Annotated in this window: 18 protein-coding genes and 1 tRNA gene; 5 read left to right on the forward strand and 14 right to left on the reverse strand. The window is 59.4% G+C overall.

Features of this window, described 5'->3' with window-relative positions:
• Positions 1-215 precede the first annotated feature (215 nt).
• Positions 216-1,121: a LysR family transcriptional regulator gene (locus tag JFV30_RS22025; RefSeq protein WP_201125182.1), complete on the reverse strand. Its 906-nt coding sequence runs from the start codon at positions 1,119-1,121 to the stop codon at positions 216-218.
• A gap of 107 nt (positions 1,122-1,228) precedes the next feature.
• Here JFV30_RS22025 and lldD point away from each other — a divergent pair, with 107 nt between their 5' ends.
• The 5 genes from lldD to pstB all read left to right on the forward strand — a co-directional run bounded on the left by lldD (position 1,229) and on the right by pstB (position 6,267).
• Complete coding sequence (gene lldD / locus JFV30_RS22030; protein ID WP_201125183.1) at positions 1,229-2,371, forward strand: FMN-dependent L-lactate dehydrogenase LldD; 1,143 nt, start codon at positions 1,229-1,231, stop codon at positions 2,369-2,371.
• A gap of 168 nt (positions 2,372-2,539) precedes the next feature.
• Positions 2,540-3,556, forward strand: a complete 1,017-nt coding sequence (gene pstS / locus JFV30_RS22035) for a phosphate ABC transporter substrate-binding protein PstS (protein ID WP_201125184.1) — start codon at positions 2,540-2,542, stop codon at positions 3,554-3,556.
• Positions 3,557-3,623: 67 nt separating this feature from the next.
• Positions 3,624-4,619 (forward strand): phosphate ABC transporter permease subunit PstC, encoded by a 996-nt coding sequence (pstC, locus tag JFV30_RS22040; protein WP_169386120.1) that lies wholly within the window; start codon positions 3,624-3,626, stop codon positions 4,617-4,619.
• The gene (gene pstA / locus JFV30_RS22045; RefSeq protein ID WP_010169939.1) at positions 4,616-5,488 is read left to right on the forward strand and encodes a phosphate ABC transporter permease PstA; all 873 of its coding nucleotides are present in this window, start codon (positions 4,616-4,618) and stop codon (positions 5,486-5,488) included. Before pstC ends, pstA begins: the two co-directional genes overlap by 4 nt.
• Positions 5,488-6,267, forward strand: a complete 780-nt coding sequence (gene pstB, locus JFV30_RS22050; protein ID WP_010169941.1) for a phosphate ABC transporter ATP-binding protein PstB — start codon at positions 5,488-5,490, stop codon at positions 6,265-6,267. The genes pstA and pstB overlap by 1 nt, the downstream gene beginning before the upstream one ends.
• 117 nt (positions 6,268-6,384) lie before the next feature.
• On the opposite strand, the gene JFV30_RS22055 is transcribed toward pstB, so the two are convergent.
• From JFV30_RS22055 to ruvC, 13 genes are all read right to left on the reverse strand, one after another.
• Positions 6,385-6,460, reverse strand: a tRNA-Lys gene (locus tag JFV30_RS22055).
• 63 nt (positions 6,461-6,523) lie between these two features.
• Complete coding sequence (queC, locus tag JFV30_RS22060) at positions 6,524-7,201, reverse strand: 7-cyano-7-deazaguanine synthase QueC (protein WP_169386122.1); 678 nt, start codon at positions 7,199-7,201, stop codon at positions 6,524-6,526.
• 1 nt (position 7,202) lies between these two features.
• Entirely contained in the window at positions 7,203-7,850 is a 648-nt protein-coding gene (gene queE, locus JFV30_RS22065) for a 7-carboxy-7-deazaguanine synthase QueE (RefSeq protein ID WP_010169945.1), read from the reverse strand.
• 165 nt (positions 7,851-8,015) lie between these two features.
• Positions 8,016-8,852, reverse strand: a complete 837-nt coding sequence (gene ybgF, locus JFV30_RS22070; RefSeq protein ID WP_063027616.1) for a tol-pal system protein YbgF — start codon at positions 8,850-8,852, stop codon at positions 8,016-8,018.
• A gap of 6 nt (positions 8,853-8,858) precedes the next feature.
• Positions 8,859-9,359: a peptidoglycan-associated lipoprotein Pal gene (gene pal, locus JFV30_RS22075; RefSeq protein WP_003209827.1), complete on the reverse strand. Its 501-nt coding sequence runs from the start codon at positions 9,357-9,359 to the stop codon at positions 8,859-8,861.
• Between the two features lie 55 nt (positions 9,360-9,414).
• A complete protein-coding gene (tolB, locus tag JFV30_RS22080; protein WP_032881902.1) occupies positions 9,415-10,695 on the reverse strand; it encodes a Tol-Pal system beta propeller repeat protein TolB in 1,281 nt (426 codons plus the stop codon).
• Between the two features lie 17 nt (positions 10,696-10,712).
• Positions 10,713-11,786: a cell envelope integrity protein TolA gene (gene tolA / locus JFV30_RS22085; RefSeq protein WP_010169949.1), complete on the reverse strand. Its 1,074-nt coding sequence runs from the start codon at positions 11,784-11,786 to the stop codon at positions 10,713-10,715.
• Positions 11,786-12,238, reverse strand: coding sequence for a protein TolR (tolR, locus tag JFV30_RS22090; RefSeq protein WP_161635741.1), 453 nt, complete (start codon positions 12,236-12,238; stop codon positions 11,786-11,788). Before tolR ends, tolA begins: the two co-directional genes overlap by 1 nt.
• A 23-nt stretch (positions 12,239-12,261) precedes the next feature.
• On the reverse strand, positions 12,262-12,957 hold the full coding sequence (gene tolQ / locus JFV30_RS22095; RefSeq protein WP_003209819.1) for a protein TolQ: 696 nt from the start codon (positions 12,955-12,957) through the stop codon (positions 12,262-12,264).
• 1 nt (position 12,958) lies between these two features.
• Positions 12,959-13,414, reverse strand: coding sequence for a tol-pal system-associated acyl-CoA thioesterase (gene ybgC / locus JFV30_RS22100; RefSeq protein WP_010169950.1), 456 nt, complete (start codon positions 13,412-13,414; stop codon positions 12,959-12,961).
• A gap of 138 nt (positions 13,415-13,552) precedes the next feature.
• A complete protein-coding gene (gene ruvB, locus JFV30_RS22105) occupies positions 13,553-14,611 on the reverse strand; it encodes a Holliday junction branch migration DNA helicase RuvB (protein WP_010169951.1) in 1,059 nt (352 codons plus the stop codon).
• Complete coding sequence (gene ruvA, locus JFV30_RS22110) at positions 14,612-15,223, reverse strand: Holliday junction branch migration protein RuvA (RefSeq protein ID WP_010169952.1); 612 nt, start codon at positions 15,221-15,223, stop codon at positions 14,612-14,614.
• A gap of 115 nt (positions 15,224-15,338) precedes the next feature.
• The gene (ruvC, locus tag JFV30_RS22115) at positions 15,339-15,863 is read right to left on the reverse strand and encodes a crossover junction endodeoxyribonuclease RuvC (RefSeq protein WP_003209812.1); all 525 of its coding nucleotides are present in this window, start codon (positions 15,861-15,863) and stop codon (positions 15,339-15,341) included.
• Positions 15,864-15,891 lie beyond the last annotated feature (28 nt).

Consider the following 15,891-nt stretch of genomic DNA (forward strand, 5'->3'; position numbering starts at 1 on the left):
ACGTGGAAGCTACCAATCTTCGAGCGAGCGAATTATGAAGAGTTTTTCATACTGAAAATTGTCCTACAATCCTTCTGATTTCAAAGACTTCGGCGGTTTTTACGGTACTTGTTCAGACCTTGAAACCCCAATGTGACTGATGGGTTTTAATGAAGGTGGAGCTTTGAGCCGCACCTCGAAAACGGCCTGTCCGCCAACCAATTGCTCACGCTGGCTCACCCCGGCAGCTGGGCCACGTCCGGCACATTGCCCATCTCCAGGGCCAGGTCCAGCCAGGCCCGTGCTGCCGGTGGCAAGTGCGCCTGTCGTCGCCAGGCCATGGCGATGTGCCAATCGGTCTCGGGCTCGTCCAACTGAATCAGGGCAATGCCAGCGTGCAGGTGTTTGTAAGCCAGCATGCTCGGCAAAAACGCGACGCCCAGGCCTGCGGCAACCAGGTCGACGATAAAGTCGATCTGGGCGCTGCGGGCGGTGATGCGCGGGACTACGCCTCTGCGCTCGCAGGCGGTGAGAATAATCCGGTTAAGCGCAAACCCGGCTTCGAACAGTATGAAGGGTGAGTCGGCGAGGTCGGAAAAGTCGACGCTTTTACACCCGGCCAATGGATGGTCGATCGGCATGACCACCATCAGCGGTTCGACGCGCACATCCTGATATTCAAATTCGCCGGCCACCGGCACCAGCAAGGCCGCCAGGTCCACCTCACCCGCCTCCAGGCATTCGCCCAGCTTCTTGCTGCCGTGCTCGATCAGCTCGATCTCGATCTCTGGATAACGCTGCCGGTACAGGGCGAACATCGCCGCAAACAACACGCCACTGCCTACCGGCGGCAAACCGATGCGCAATACACCGCGCTTGAGCCCCAGCAAGTCATTGATCTCGGCCACCAGGTCACTGCGCTCGGCCAGCAACACCAAGGCGCGACGGTAGGCAATTTCGCCGGCAGCCGTCAGTTCGCTCTTGTGGCCGATGCGATTGAACAGCGGCGTGCCCAATTCATCTTCCAGGGTCTTCACTGCCTTACTGACGGTAGACTGGGTGAGCGAAACAACCTCGGCCGCCTGTGAGAAGCTGCCCTGGCGTACCACTTCGACAAAAGCCAGCAACGTGCGAAGGTTCATGAGTATTCCATTTACGACTTGATTCAAGTTGGAAAAGTTGTTTTTACCATGAAAGGCCTTTGTCTATCCTCACCCCACCGTTTTCTTCACTCGGGGCATCACTGTTCATGATCATTTCGTCCGCATCGGATTACCGCGAAGCCGCCCGCCGCAAACTGCCGCGTTTCCTGTTCGACTACATCGACGGCGGTGCCTACGCCGAACACACCCTGCGCGCCAACAGCTCGGACCTGTCGGATATCAGCCTGCGCCAGCGCATCCTGCGCAACGTCGAAAGCCTGAGCCTTGAGACCACCCTGTTCGACCAGCCGCTGGCGATGCCGGTGGTCCTCAGCCCGGTGGGGCTGACCGGCATGTTTGCCCGGCGCGGTGAAGTCCAGGCGGCAAAGGCGGCAGCGAACAAGGGCATTCCGTTTTGCCTGTCGACCGTTTCTGTGTGCCCGATTGAAGAAGTGGCGTCCCAGAGCCCGCAGTCCATCTGGTTTCAACTGTATGTTTTGAAAGACCGCGGCTTCATGAAAAACGCCCTGGAGCGGGCCCAGGCCGCCGGGGTGAAGAACCTCGTGTTCACCGTCGACATGCCCACCCCCGGCGCGCGTTATCGCGACGCCCATTCGGGAATGTCCGGCGCCTACGGGCCGCAACGCCAAATCCTGCAGGCCATGACCAAACCGGCCTGGGCCTTCGATGTCGGCCTGATGGGCCGCCCCCACGACCTGGGCAACATCTCCAAGTACCTGGGCAAGCCCACCCAGTTGAAGGACTACATCGGCTGGCTGGCCAACAACTTCGACCCTTCCATCAGCTGGAAAGACCTGGAGTGGATCCGCGAGTTCTGGAAAGGCCCGATGATCATCAAAGGCATCCTCGACCCGCAGGATGCCAAGGATGCGGTGAGCTTCGGAGCCGACGGCATCGTCGTCTCCAACCACGGCGGCCGGCAACTGGATGGTGTGCTGTCGACGGCCAAGGCGCTGGCACCGATCGCACAAGCCGTGGGCAGCGATCTGACGGTGTTGGTGGACTCCGGCGTACGCTCGGGGCTGGACGTGGTGCGCATGCTTGCCCTTGGGGCCAAAGGCGTGCTGCTGGGCCGTGCGCAGGCTTACGCGCTGGCCGCTGACGGGCAGCGCGGGGTGGAGAACCTGCTGGATATCTTCGCCAAGGAAATGCGCGTGGCGATGACGCTGACCGGGGTGACGTCAGTCGCGCAGATTGACGAATCGATCCTGGTGCGCAGCCACGGTTGATCAATAGGAGGCCTCAAAATCTCTCTTTTGAGGCCTTCTACAGATATTTCTAAATGTTTCTTCACAAAGCCAAACCGTCATCAAACAGAAACATCCCGGGAATTAAATCGTCACGTCTTAGACAGGTGGACCCTTCCACTTACCCCCTTACTTTGAGGTGTCGTCGTGATGTTGCTGACCAAAAAGAGTCTGTCAGTGTTGTTCACTGCCCTGTGCCTGAGTGGTGTCGCTCACGCCACTGACGTCACGGGCGCAGGCTCCAGTTTCGTCTACCCGGTACTGTCCAAGTGGTCCCAGGAATACAGCAAAAGCGCCAGTGACCGGATCAACTACCAGTCCATCGGTTCCGGCGGCGGTATCGCCCAGATCAAGGCGGCAACCGTAGACTTCGGCGCCTCCGACGCGCCGCTGTCGGCGGATGAACTGAAGGCCGGCGGCCTGGGTCAATTCCCAAGCGTGATCGGCGGCATCGTGCCGGTGATGAACGTTGAAGGCGTTGCGGCCGGCCAGCTGAAACTCGATGGTGACGTCCTGGCGAAAATCTTCCTGGGCGACATCAAGGCCTGGAACGACCCGGCGATTGCCGCACTCAACCCTGGCCTGAAGCTGCCGGGCGCGAACATCACCGTGGTTCACCGCTCGGACGGCTCGGGCACCTCTTACAACTTCACCAACTACCTCGCCAAAGTCAGTGACAGCTGGAAGACCAGGATCGGTTTCGGCACCACCGTGCCGTGGCCAGTCGGTGTGGGCGGCAAAGGCAATGAAGGTGTTTCGGCCTACGTGAAGCAGATCAAGAACTCCATCGGCTTTGTTGAATACGCCTACGCCCTGCAGAACAAAATGACTTACGCCCAGTTGAAGAACGCGTCGGGCAAGTTTGTCGAGCCCAACGCCAAGGCCTTCCAGGCGGCTGCGGATACCGCCGACTGGGCCGACGCCAAAGACTTCAACCTGATCATGACCAACGCCCCGGGCGAGAACGCGTGGCCGATCACAGCGACCACCTGGATCATCATGTACAAGCAGCCGAAAAACGCCGAGCAAAGCCAGGCCGCTTTCAACTTCTTCAAATGGTCGCTGGAAAAAGGTCAGCAGCAGGCTGCGGCTTTGGACTACGTAGCGCTGCCTGATTCCCTCGTGACCCGGATCGAAGGTTACTGGAAGTCTGACTTCGCCCACTGATCCGCCCTCCCATAGTCCCCTTGCCCGAGCCACTACGTGTTTGAGCAAGGGGATGAGCACATCTGATATGAACGAAACTGTCCAACCCCTGGCCATGACGACTCACGCGAGCGATGTATCGGGTGACAGCCGCGCCGCCCGCGATCAACGCAACGACCTGTGGTTCAAACGCTCAATGTTCGGCGCCGCCATGCTCGTCTTGCTGTTGCTGGCCAGCATTGCCGCCTCGACATTGTGGGGCGGTGGCCTGGCCTTCAAGACCTTCGGTTTCGGTTTTATCACCAGCACCGAGTGGGATGCGGTCAACAACCACTTTGGCGCCCTGGTGCCGATTTACGGCACGCTGGTCACCTCCTTCCTCGCGTTGCTGATTGCGGTGCCCGTGAGTTTTGGCATCGCGATTTTCCTGACCGAAGTGGCGCCGCCCTGGCTGAGAATGCCGGTGGCCTCTGCCGTTGAATTGCTCGCGGGCATCCCCTCGATCATCTATGGCATGTGGGGATTGTTTGTTTTCGGGCCCTTTATGGCCGAACACTTGTCGCCCTGGATCAACGATTACCTGGGTGCACTGCCGTTTATTGGCTCGCTGTTCCAGGGGCCGCCACTGGGCATCGGGATGCTGACCGCCGGCATCGTACTGGCGATCATGATTACGCCGTTCATTACCTCGGTAATGCATGAAGTTTTTCGCAGCGTGCCGACTCAGTTGAAAGAGTCGGCCTACGCATTGGGGAGTACGACGTGGGAAGTGGTGTGGGACATCGTCCTGCCCTACACCCGCTCGGCAGTGGTCGGCGGGGTGTTCCTCGGCCTCGGTCGCGCCCTGGGCGAAACCATGGCGGTCACGTTCGTACTGGGTAACGCCCAACAGTTCTCGGCCTCATTGCTGATGCCCAGCAGCTCCATCGCGTCGGTCATCGCCAACGAATTCAGCGAGGCCTATACCGACCTGCACCGTTCGGCGCTGATCGCACTGGGCTTCCTGCTGTTCATCGTGACATTTGTGGTGCTGGCACTGGCGCGGCTGATGCTGATGCGCCTGTCCCGCAAGGAGGGGCTATGAACAGCAACGAACGCCTGTACCGCAAGCGTGCCTTCAAGAACCGCGTGGCCATGCTGCTGAGCTGTGGCGCGACAGCCTTTGGCCTGCTTTGGCTCGCCTGGATCCTGCTGACCACCATCATCAACGGCTTTCAGGCGCTCAACCTGCGCCTGTTTACCGAAATGACACCGCCCCCCGGAACAGACGGCGGGCTGGCCAACGCCTTTTATGGCAGCGCGCTGATGTCGGGGATTGCCCTGCTGATCGGCACACCCATCGGGCTGATGGCGGGCATCTGGCTGGCGGAATTCGCACGCCATTCGCGCCTGGGGACTACGGTTCGTTTCATCAACGACATTCTGTTGTCCGCACCTTCCATCGTGCTGGGATTGTTCATCTACACCGGCGTGATCCTGCCACTGAACCTGCTGACCAATCACCAGGTGGGCTTTTCCGCGATTGCCGGTGCGTTGGCATTGGCCCTGCTGGTGATTCCGGTGGTGGTGAGGACGACGGACGAAATGCTTCAGCTGCAACCTTCCACCATGCGCGAGGCCGCCCTGGCCCTGGGCGTACCGCAATGGAAGCTGACGTTGCAGATTGTATTGAGAGCGGCGAAGGCCGGGGTGGTGACCGGCATCCTGCTGGCGCTGGCCCGGATTACCGGGGAAACCGCCCCGCTGCTGTTCACCGCCTTCGGCAACCAGTTCTGGAGCAGCAACCTGCTCAAGCCGATTGCCAGCGTGCCGGTGGTAATTTTCCAGTACGCCATGAGCCCCTTCGATGACTGGCACTCCCTGGCCTGGGCGGGCGCGCTGGTACTGACGATGTTCGTACTGGTGCTGAGCTTGCTGTCTCGCCTGATTCTTTTGCGCAATAGGTCCCACTGATGCAATCGACCCGCCTTGATCCTGAAAAAACCAAAATCCGTGTCCGTGGGTTGGAGTTTTTCTACAACAACCAACGCTCACTGAAATCCATCGACATCGATATTCCGGAAAAACGCATCACCGCGATCATCGGCCCCTCGGGCTGCGGAAAGTCGACCTTGCTGCGTGTGTTCAACCGCATCTATTCGATGTACCCAAAGCAGGAAGCGCGCGGTGAAGTGCTACTGAACGGCGAAAACATCCTCGCACCGGGCTACTCGATGAACCGCCTGCGCAGCCACGTCGGAATGGTCTTCCAAAAGCCCGTGCCTTTTCCGATGTCGATCTACGACAACATCGCCTATGCCGTACGCCACCATGAAAAACTGACACGCCGGGAAATGGATGACCGTGTCGAGCAGGCCCTGCGAGGTGGCGCCCTGTGGGACGAGGTGAAAGACAAACTCAAGCAAAGCGCCCAGAGCCTGTCAGGCGGGCAGCAACAGCGCCTGTGCATCGCACGCACCATTGCACTGCGGCCGCAGGTATTGCTGCTGGATGAGCCGACCTCGGCGCTCGATCCGATTTCCACCGGACGCATCGAGCAATTGATCACTGAGCTGAAAGAGCACTACACAGTGATCATCGTGACCCACAACATGCAGCAGGCCGCCCGCGTGTCTGACAGCACGGCGTTCATGTTCATGGGCGAACTGATTGAGCATGGCAAGACGGACCAGATCTTTACTACGCCGAAGATGAAGCAGACCGAGGACTATATAACCGGGCGCTTTGGCTAGATTTAACAAAAAGGCCGATCACTCTCTGCCCGAGAGTGACCGGCCTTTCGCTGGGCAAAAAAAAACCCGGAAATCCTCACTTGCGTGGGCCTTCCGGATTTTCTAAACCGCCAAAAATGGTGGGTCGTGTGGGATTCGAACCTACGACCAATTGGTTAAAAGCCAACTGCTCTACCAACTGAGCTAACGACCCGCTGTGTGGTGGCGCGTATAATACTGATTTCTAAGGATTATTCAACACCTAATTTGAAATAAATCAGAAATAACGCGTTGGGTCAGCAATTCCGGCCGCCTGGAAGCCTTCAGCACGCAGTCGGCAGCTGTCGCATTTCCCACAAGCGCGGCCGTCATTGTCCGCCTGATAGCAGGAAACAGTCAGCGAGTAATCAACGCCAAGTCCTACGCCAGTCTTCACGATATCGGCCTTGCTGCGGTTCTGCAGCGGCGCCAGGATACGAAAGCCCTGCCCCTCTACGCCGGCCCTGGTCGCCAGGTTGGCCATGCGTTCGAACGACTCGACGTACTCGGGACGGCAGTCCGGGTAACCGGCATAGTCCAGGGCATTGACGCCGATGAAGATGTCGCGGGCACTGAGCACTTCGGCCCAGCCGAGGGCCAGGGACAGGAACACGGTGTTGCGCGCCGGCACGTACGTCACCGGGATGCCTTCGCTGGGGCCTTGCGGTACATCAATGGAGCTGTCGGTCAACGCCGAGCCGCCAATGCCGTCGAGGTTCAGGCCAATCACCTTGTGCTCCACCACGCCCAGGTCACGGGCGACGCGGGCGGCGGCGTCGAGTTCGGCGCGGTGGCGCTGGCCATAGTCGAAGCTCATGGTGTAGCAGCTGTAGCCTTCGGCACGGGCCATGGCGACCACGGTGGCGGAGTCGAGGCCGCCGGACAGCAGGATGACCGCACGCTTTTGATCCGTCATGTCAGCGCCCCGGCTCGTCGTTCCACAAGTACTTGTGCAGTTGCAGCTGCAGGCGCACCGGCAGATTGTCTGCGACGACCCAGTCGGCCAGGTCGCGGGCGTTCAGGTCATGGTGGCTTGGGGAAAACAGCACCTCGCCGGCGCGTCGGTCCAGGCCATACTGGATCAGCTTGGAGGTCGCCCAGTCGTAGTCTTCGCGGGAACAGATGACGAACTTGACCTGATCGTTGGGCGTCAGCAGTTCGATGTTCTCGTAGCGGTTGCGGTGTGCTTCCTTGGAACCCGGGGTCTTCAGGTCGACGACCCGGCTGACGCGAGGGTCGACCGCAGCAATATCCAGGGCGCCGCTGGTTTCCAGGGACACCTCATAACCGGCATCACACAACTGCTTGAGCAAGGGAATGGCGTTAGGTTGCGCCAGTGGCTCGCCACCGGTGACGCAGACATAACGCGGCCGGTAACCGGCTACTTGCTCGAGAATGTCTTCAAGGGTACGCACGGTGCCGCCGCTGAAGGCGTAGGCGCTGTCGCAGTACTGGCAACGCAGCGGGCAACCGGTGAGGCGCACAAATACAGTGGGCAGCCCGGCAGTGCGCGTTTCACCCTGCAACGAGTAAAAAACTTCGGTGATACGTAATGTGTCTTGCATAGTCGCCACGGGCGTAACAGCTAAACAGGCTGTCCGCCTCCGTCAGGCACTTCAAGGAGTTCCGCCAACGCGTAAACCCCAAAAAGCGTGTTTCATAAAAGGGCGTGGATTCTAACGAAAAAACCCGCGCAGGGCGCGGGTTTCTTCTAAACGGGTTGCAACCGCTTACATGCGTTGCAGGTCCCGTTGGGCCAACTGCGCAGCGGAGGTACCCGGATACTGGGCCACCACCTGCTGCAGAATGCCTTTGACCTTGTCGGTATGACCCAGGCGGCGTTCTACGTCAGCGAGTTTGTACAGCGAATCCGGCACCTTGGCGTGCTTGGGGTACAGTTGGCTGACCTTGGCAAAAGCCTGACCTGCACCTTGCAGGTCGCCCTTGGCCAGGTTCACCTCACCCAACCAGTACTGGGCGTTGCCCGCGTACTGGCTGTTCGGGTATTTGCGCAGGAATGCGGTAAAAGCCTGGCTGGCTTTATCGAAATCCTTGGCCTTGATCAGGTCGAAGGCTGCGTCGTAATACAGCTTTTCCTTCGCCGGATCACCCGGCTCGCTGCTCGCGGCAGGGGCTTGGCTGGCAGCCGCGGCCCCTGCTGCTGCACCACCGGCGGCGGCACTGGGCGCGCCACCGGCAGAAGAATTATCAGGAGTGGCGGCAGGTGTAACGCCGGCTCCAATGCGTCGATCAAGATCCTGGTATCGCTCCAGGCCTTCTTGCTTCAGCTGGTTCACTTGATTCTGCAGAACTTCAATCGTGCCTTGTTGCTGCGACAATTGATCCTGCATGCGTTGCAGCTGATTGAACAGCTCGCCCTGTGCCGAAGGCGCGGCCGTAGCCGCGCCCCCGGCATAGGCGCCGTTCGTGCCATAACCCGCTGGCGGATAGCTGCTCCCGCTATTGTTATAGCCAGAGTTGCTATCTTCCACAGGAACCGCAGCCCACACCGCAAGCGGTGCCAGGCTGAGAGCCAATACAGTTAGAGCACGACGGCACGTTCGCATGACGAATTACTTACGCAGTTCGACGCGACGGTTTTGAGCCCAGGACTGCTCGTCGTGGCCAGTAGCAACTGGACGCTCTTTACCGTAGGAAACGAGTTCCAGTTGGCCTGGAGCAACACCTTGCAGTACCAGGTAGCGCTGAACGGCTTTCGCACGACGCTCGCCCAGTGCCATGTTGTACTCACGAGTACCACGTTCGTCGGTGTTACCTTCCAGAACAACGCGAGCGCCGTTAGCTTTCAGGTCCTTCGCGTGAACGTCCAGAGCGCGCATGGCTTCTGGCTTCAGGTCCGAACTGTCGTATTCGAAGTAGAAAGTGGTGATAGCGCGCAGAGCAGCTTCTTCGCTCAGGGAGCCGTCAACTGCACCAGTGTTAGCGCCGTAACCAGCGTTTGGATCAACAGCTGCGCCTTCACCGGCATTGTCGCCGCCTTTAGACGAGCAACCAACGGCTACGGACAGAGCCAGAGCCAGAGCAGCAAACTTACCAAACTTCAGCATTTCCATCGTGAAACTCCTAATGAACCCCAGTGTGTTAAGTACTTCTTTTTGTAGCGCCGCGTCAGTTCAGGTAAGGGGACCAGGACGGTTCTCTGACTTCGCCTTGTGCGGTAGGAAGCGGGAGCCTTACGCGTCCATTAATGGACACGAGCATCAAGACTCCCCGGCCCTGCTGGCGGGTGGCGTAGATTACCATGGTGCCGTTGGGCGCAACAGTGGCTGACTCATCAAGGTTGGTATCTGTAAGGATTTTTACGGTTCCGCGCTGCAAATCCTGGGCCGCAACCCGGAAATTAGTGAAACCATCCTGACGGTGAATCATCACCAACGTCTTTTCATCAGCTGAAAGCTTGGGTGCAGCGTTGTAGTTACCAATAAAGGTCACACGTTCGGCGCCGCCGCCGTTGACGCTGGTTTTGTAGACTTGCGGCTTGCCGCCACGGTCGGAGGTGAAGTAGATGGTCGAACCATCCTTACCCCAGAACGGTTCGGTGTTGATGCCCGGGCCGCTGGTAACACGGCTCAGTTGGCGCGAGGCCATGTTCATCACGTAGATGTCCGGGTTGCCGTCCTTGGACAGCACGAACGCCAGGCGCGAACCATCCGGCGACCAGGCTGGCGCACCGTTCAGGCCTTCAAAGTTGGTGATCTGCTCACGGCGACCGGTATCGATGTGCTGAACGAAGATCCGTGGACGCTTCTGTTCAAAGGACACGTAGGCGATACGCTTGCCATCCGGTGCAAAGCGAGGCGACAGGATCGGCTCACGGGATTGCAGCAGCGTCACTGCGCGAGCGCCGTCATAGTCGGAACGCTGCAAAGTGTAACGAGTGTTGTCTACCGAAAAACGCTCGGCCGTTACATACAGCAGGCGAGTCGAGAAGGCACCCTTGATCCCGGTCAGTTTTTCAAACGACTGGTCGGAGATGTAGTGCGCCATGTCCCGCAGTTGGTCTGTGGTGCCCGACACGCTGCCGGTCAGCACTTGCTGCTCGGTCGCGACGTTGAACAACGCGTACTGGATCTGCAGGCGACCGCCGGCCGGCGTGATGCTGCCCACCATCAGGTACTGGGCGTTCAACGCTTTCCAGTCACGGAAGATGACTTCGCTGGCCTGGGTCGGCTGGCTGATCATGTTGCCTTTGTCGATCGGTGCGTAGTAACCGGAGTTACGCAGGTCATCACTGATGATCTGCGCCATGTCGTCCGGCAGCACGCTGCCGCCCTGCCAGCCAAACGGCACAACGGCGATCGGGGTGGCCCGATCGCTACCGCTGGTGACCAGGATGTTCTTTTCATCCGCCGCCGCTATCCCTGCCATGCAGCAAATAACGACAAGCATTCCTCGAAGAAGGTTTCTCACAAGGCTAGATCCTCAGGTGTGAATGTCATCTTGAATGAACGGTAGGGAGCGAAGTCGCTTGGTTTCATTCCCTGCATCTCGGTCAACCGGCCAATGTTCTTGACCGCTGCTACCGCCGAACTGTCGAACGAGCCGTCGCCACTGGACTTGGCCACGCTGACCGAAGTCACCGTACCGTCCGGCAACATGCCGATCTGCAGCACTACTGTCATGCCTTTGCGTGCCGAAGGAGGACGGGTCCACCCTTCTGCTGCCCGTGAACGAATCAGGTCATCGAAACTGCCCGCGACTTCATCACCACGTTCATCGGCCAAGGCCTGCTGGCGCTGCGGCGTGTCGGAAAGCAAATCGGCCAAGGCCTGGGCCTTTTTGTCTTCGGTCGATTTACGTGCTGCTTCCTGGGCCTTTTTCTTGGAGGCATCGGCGGCAGCTTTCTTCTTCGCATCGTCGGCGACTTTCTTCTTCGCCTCGTCAGCTTCAGCTTTCTTCTTGGCGTCGTCCGCGGCTTTCTTCTTCGCGTCTTCGACAATCTTTTTCTTCGCGTCTTCAGCGGCCTTTTTCTTGGCCTCTTCTTCGGCGGCTTTCTTGGCTTCTTCTTCAGATTTCTTCTTGGCTATATCAGCCAATTGTTTCTCTTCGGCCTTTTTGGCTTCGGCAGCTTTATCGGCTTTCTTGGCTTCATCAGCCTTTTGCGCCTCTTCAGCTTTCTTCGCCTCGTCAGCCTTTTTCGATTCCTCGGCCTTTTGAGCCGCCTCTTCTTTCTTTTGTTCCGCAGCAGCCTTCACCGCTTCCTGCTCGACCTTCTTCTGTTCCATCTGCTCGACTTCAGTCTGGCGCGCAGCCGACTTCTGGGCCTCACCCGCAATCTTCTGATTGGTCTGGGTGGTGGCCTGGCTTTTCGATTTCAGCTGATACAGGGTCGCCTGCACGATCGGCTTGGCTGGCGGCAGGTCCGGGGTCATGGCAAAGCTGACGAACAGCATGCCAAACACCAGGACGTGCAGGGCAATTGCCCAGACGCTAGGCCAGAAGTAGCTTTCCGAGGCGGACGGCTCTCGCTGTTGGTGCATCAGGGCGCCTCGGTAATCAAGCCAACATTACCGACTCCGGCCTTCTGCAGCCCGCCCATGGCGCCCATGACGGAGCCGTAGTCGACGACTTTGTCGCCGCGAATGAACACCTGCGTGTGCTTGCCACCTTCGTTGCCGGCGCGAATGATCTTGGTCACGGCATCAGTCATCTGCGGCAAGGTCATGGCCTTGTCCTGCTGTTTCTGAGTGTCGACTTCGCTGCCAAGGTTCCAGTAATAGGTCTTGTCAGCCTTGATCGAAATGGTCAGGACCTGGGTGTTGTTGTCCTGCGGCAAGGCTTCGCTGGAAACCTTGGGCAGATCAACCTTCACGCCCTGATTGAGCATCGGCGCGGTCACCATGAAGATAACCAGCAGCACCAGCATCACGTCGATGTAAGGCACTACGTTCATCTCGGCGACCGGCTTGCGCTTTTTGCGAGCTCGAGCGATTAAAGCCATTGGGAATTACCTGCTTATTCTTCGCTGGTGTGCACTTTACGGTGCAGGATCGCCTGGAATTCATCGGCGAAGGTGTAGTAACGGCTGATCAAGGTTTCGCCGCGAGCAGCAAAACGGTTGTAGGCGATTACTGCGGGAATAGCTGCGAACAGGCCGATGGCGGTGGCGATCAGCGCTTCGGCGATACCCGGGGCCACGGTGGCCAGGGTCGCTTGCTGGGCCTGGGCCAGGCCGCGGAAGGAGTTCATGATGCCCCAAACGGTACCGAACAGGCCGATGTACGGGCTCACGGAGCCTACGGTGGCGAGGAACGGCAAGCTTTGCTCAAGCTTTTCTTCTTCGCGGGAAATCGCGACGCGCATGGCACGGGCCACGCCTTCCATGACCGCTTCCGGGTCAACGCCTGGCTGCTGGCGCAGACGGGAGAACTCCTTGAAGCCGGCGCGGAAGATTTGTTCTACGCCCGAATCCGGGTCTGGGTTGCTGCCGGCCTGGCGGTACAGTTTGGACAGGTCGATACCCGACCAGAAGCGCTCTTCGAAGCTCTCCAGGGCACGTCGACCGGCACGCAGCAGGTTGCTGCGCTGAAAAATCATGACCCAAGAGGTAACCGATGCGGCTACCAGGACCAGCATCACCAGTTGAACCACGACACTGGCATTGCTGACCAGGCTCCACATGGAGGAATGGTCGACGACGGTAGGTTCCACGCTAAATCTCCTGCTCTGAATGTTTACCCGCGCCGCTCACGCCGGCAAAGGCCGCGCGTAGAGTTTCGGGAATGGCCCGGGGTTTCAAACTATTGGTGCGAACACAGGCCACCAGGAACTGCCCCTCACAGAGCAGCGTTGCATCCGTAGCCCGCCTGACCTGCTGTTTAAAGCGCAGGCTGGCACGGTTCAATTCGGTTATTTCTGCGCTGACCAGCAGCTCGTCGTCCAGTCGCGCCGGCGCGTAGTAACGCGCCTCGCTGGAATGCACGACAAACAACAGGTCCTCCCCTGCCAGCTGGGATTGGGCAAAGCCCAGCTCCCGTAGCCGCTCGGTTCGAGCCCGCTCCATGAACTTTAGGTAATTGACGTAATAAACGATGCCGCCAGCATCGGTGTCCTCGTAATAAACGCGACAGCGATGTGCGAACGACTGATCCCCGTTTTGCGCGCGCATACTCTAGTGCTTACTCCTCAGGTTGCCAATCCGGCCAGGCAACTGTTTTTCATTCTGTGGCACATTTCTAACGAAAGAATGACGACGCCAGCCACTAGGACAGCACAAACGCCGAATAAATCGAATCGCCAAGCCTTTTTAATCGTCTACTGCATCGAGGAATTCGTCTACTACGGGCATCTCGCCCAATCGTGACGGAATGTTTAACCCAAAGTGCAGATAGGCATGCCGGGTGACCACCCGCCCCCTCGGCGTACGCATGATGTAGCCCTGCTGGATCAGGTAAGGCTCCAGTACATCCTCAATCGTGTGCCGCTCTTCGCTGATGGCCGCTGCGAGGCTGTCCACCCCCACCGGCCCACCGTCGAACTTCTCGATCATGGTCAACAGCAGGCGCCGGTCCTGGTGGTCAAAGCCATGCTCGTCCACATCCAGCAGGTTCAGCGCCAGGTCCGCCACGGGCTTGGTGATATGGCCCTTGGCACGCACTTCGGCGAAGTCCCGTACACGGCGCAGCAAACGGTTGGCGATCCGCGGTGTGCCGCGGGCGCGGCGGGCGATTTCAAACGCGCCTTCCGGGTCCAGGGGCAAACCGAGGATATTCGCCGAACGGCTGACGATGGTGGCCAGATCCGCCGTGCTATAGAACTCTAGACGTTGAACAATCCCGAAACGGTCTCGCAGCGGGTTGGTCAGCATCCCCGCGCGGGTGGTGGCACCCACCAGCGTAAACGGTGGCAGGTCGAGCTTGATCGAACGCGCCGCCGGACCCTCGCCGATCATGATGTCCAGCTGGAAGTCTTCCATGGCCGGGTACAGCACTTCCTCGACGATGGGCGAAAGCCGGTGAATCTCGTCGATAAACAGTACGTCGTGGGGTTCCAGGTTGGTCAGCAGCGCCGCCAGGTCGCCCGGGCGCTCCAGCACAGGGCCGGAGGTGGACTTGATCGACACGCCCATTTCCTGGGCGATGATGTTGGCCAGGGTGGTCTTGCCCAGCCCCGGCGGGCCGAAGATCAACGTGTGATCCAGTGATTCGCTGCGCCCGCGCGCAGCCTGGATGAACAACTCCATCTGCTCGCGCACGGTGGGCTGGCCGATGTATTCGGCAAGGCTCAGGGGACGAATCGCCCGGTCCTGGATTTCTTCACGATCACGCGGGCCGGTGGCCGCGATCAGACGATCAGCTTCAATCACTTAAATCATTCCCTTCAGGGCGCGGCGGATCATGTCTTCGCTGCTCAGGTTCTTGTCCTTGATGGCCGACACGGCCTTGCTCGCCTCCTGCGGCTTGTAGCCCAGGGAAATCAGCGCGCTGACTGCATCGCTTTCGGCGCTGGCCACCGGTACACCCGGCGCGTCCGGCTGGTTAGGCACCAGGGCGAACATGCTTGGTACGACTTCCCAGGCCTTGAAGCGGTCCTTGAGCTCTACCAGCAAACGCTCGGCGGTTTTCTTGCCGACGCCCGGGACCTTGGTCAACGCCGACGTATCCTGCGCCGACACACACCGTACCAATTCATCGACCTCCAGGCTCGACATCAGCGCCAGCGCCAGCTTCGGCCCCACGCCATTGAGGCGGATCAGTTCGCGGAAGAAATCCCGGTCACGCTTGCCAATGAAACCATAGAGCAATTGTGCGTCTTCGCGCACCACCAGGTGGGTGTGCAGGGTCAGCGGCTCACCGACCGACGGTAGGCGGTAGAGGGTGGTCATGGGCACTTCCAACTCATAGCCCAGCCCGTTTACATCCAGAATCAGGTGCGGCGGCTGTTTCTCAGCCAGGGTGCCGCGCAAGCGTCCAATCACGTTCGAATCCTTAAGAGTCGGCTCAGATCAAGGCCTGACCGGTAATAACGCGGGCATGCCGGCCGACAGCACAGGCCGTTCACGCACCCCACGCAGAATGATTGCGCTGATGCTATCAGAGACGCAGCCGGCCGCCACGACTGCGTGCCGTACCCAAGCCGTGCGGCATCAGGCTGGAACGGGTATGGGCATGGCAAATGGCAATGGCCAGGGCGTCGGAGGCATCGATTTGCGGCTTGGCGGTGAGCTTGAGCATGTGCATGACCATCATCATCACTTGCTCCTTATTGGCCGCACCGGTACCGACCACGGCTTGCTTGACCTGGGTCGCGGTATACTCGGCGATCTCCATGCCCTCTTCCGCACCGGCAACGATGGCCGCACCGCGTGCCTGGCCGAGCTTCAGGGCCGAGTCGGCGTTTTTTGCCATGAACACCTTTTCAATGCCCATGGTGACCGGGCCGTAGGTCTGGATCACTTCACGCACGCCGCGATAAACGATCTGCAAGCGCTCAGCCAACTCGCCGGCGCCGGTACGGATACAGCCCGACGCCACGTACACGCAGCCTCGCGGGGTCTGTTGCACCACGCCAAAGCCGGTGATTCGCGAACCGGGGTCGATACCTAGGATTAGAGTCATAACGCCTGCGAGATGGGTTTAAAGCGGA

This window comes from Pseudomonas sp. TH32, assembly GCF_016650855.1.
Lineage (GTDB): Bacteria > Pseudomonadota > Gammaproteobacteria > Pseudomonadales > Pseudomonadaceae > Aquipseudomonas.

Bases quoted from the DNA above. Each gene is read 5' to 3' on its own strand.
- pstA (WP_010169939.1), top strand. From the start codon at position 4,616: ATGAACAGCAACGAACGCCTGTACCGCAAGCGTGCCTTCAAGAACCGC.
- tolA (WP_010169949.1), bottom strand. From the start codon at position 11,786: ATGCACCAACAGCGAGAGCCGTCCGCCTCGGAAAGCTACTTCTGGCCT.
- lldD (WP_201125183.1), top strand. From the start codon at position 1,229: ATGATCATTTCGTCCGCATCGGATTACCGCGAAGCCGCCCGCCGCAAA.
- pstC (WP_169386120.1), top strand. From the start codon at position 3,624: ATGAACGAAACTGTCCAACCCCTGGCCATGACGACTCACGCGAGCGAT.
- pstS (WP_201125184.1), top strand. From the start codon at position 2,540: ATGTTGCTGACCAAAAAGAGTCTGTCAGTGTTGTTCACTGCCCTGTGC.
- JFV30_RS22025 (WP_201125182.1), bottom strand. From the start codon at position 1,121: ATGAACCTTCGCACGTTGCTGGCTTTTGTCGAAGTGGTACGCCAGGGC.
- queC (WP_169386122.1), bottom strand. From the start codon at position 7,201: ATGACGGATCAAAAGCGTGCGGTCATCCTGCTGTCCGGCGGCCTCGAC.
- pstB (WP_010169941.1), top strand. From the start codon at position 5,488: ATGCAATCGACCCGCCTTGATCCTGAAAAAACCAAAATCCGTGTCCGT.
- ruvC (WP_003209812.1), bottom strand. From the start codon at position 15,863: ATGACTCTAATCCTAGGTATCGACCCCGGTTCGCGAATCACCGGCTTT.
- ybgC (WP_010169950.1), bottom strand. From the start codon at position 13,414: ATGCGCGCGCAAAACGGGGATCAGTCGTTCGCACATCGCTGTCGCGTT.
- queE (WP_010169945.1), bottom strand. From the start codon at position 7,850: ATGCAAGACACATTACGTATCACCGAAGTTTTTTACTCGTTGCAGGGT.
- pal (WP_003209827.1), bottom strand. From the start codon at position 9,359: ATGGAAATGCTGAAGTTTGGTAAGTTTGCTGCTCTGGCTCTGGCTCTG.
- ybgF (WP_063027616.1), bottom strand. From the start codon at position 8,852: ATGCGAACGTGCCGTCGTGCTCTAACTGTATTGGCTCTCAGCCTGGCA.
- tolB (WP_032881902.1), bottom strand. From the start codon at position 10,695: ATGCTTGTCGTTATTTGCTGCATGGCAGGGATAGCGGCGGCGGATGAA.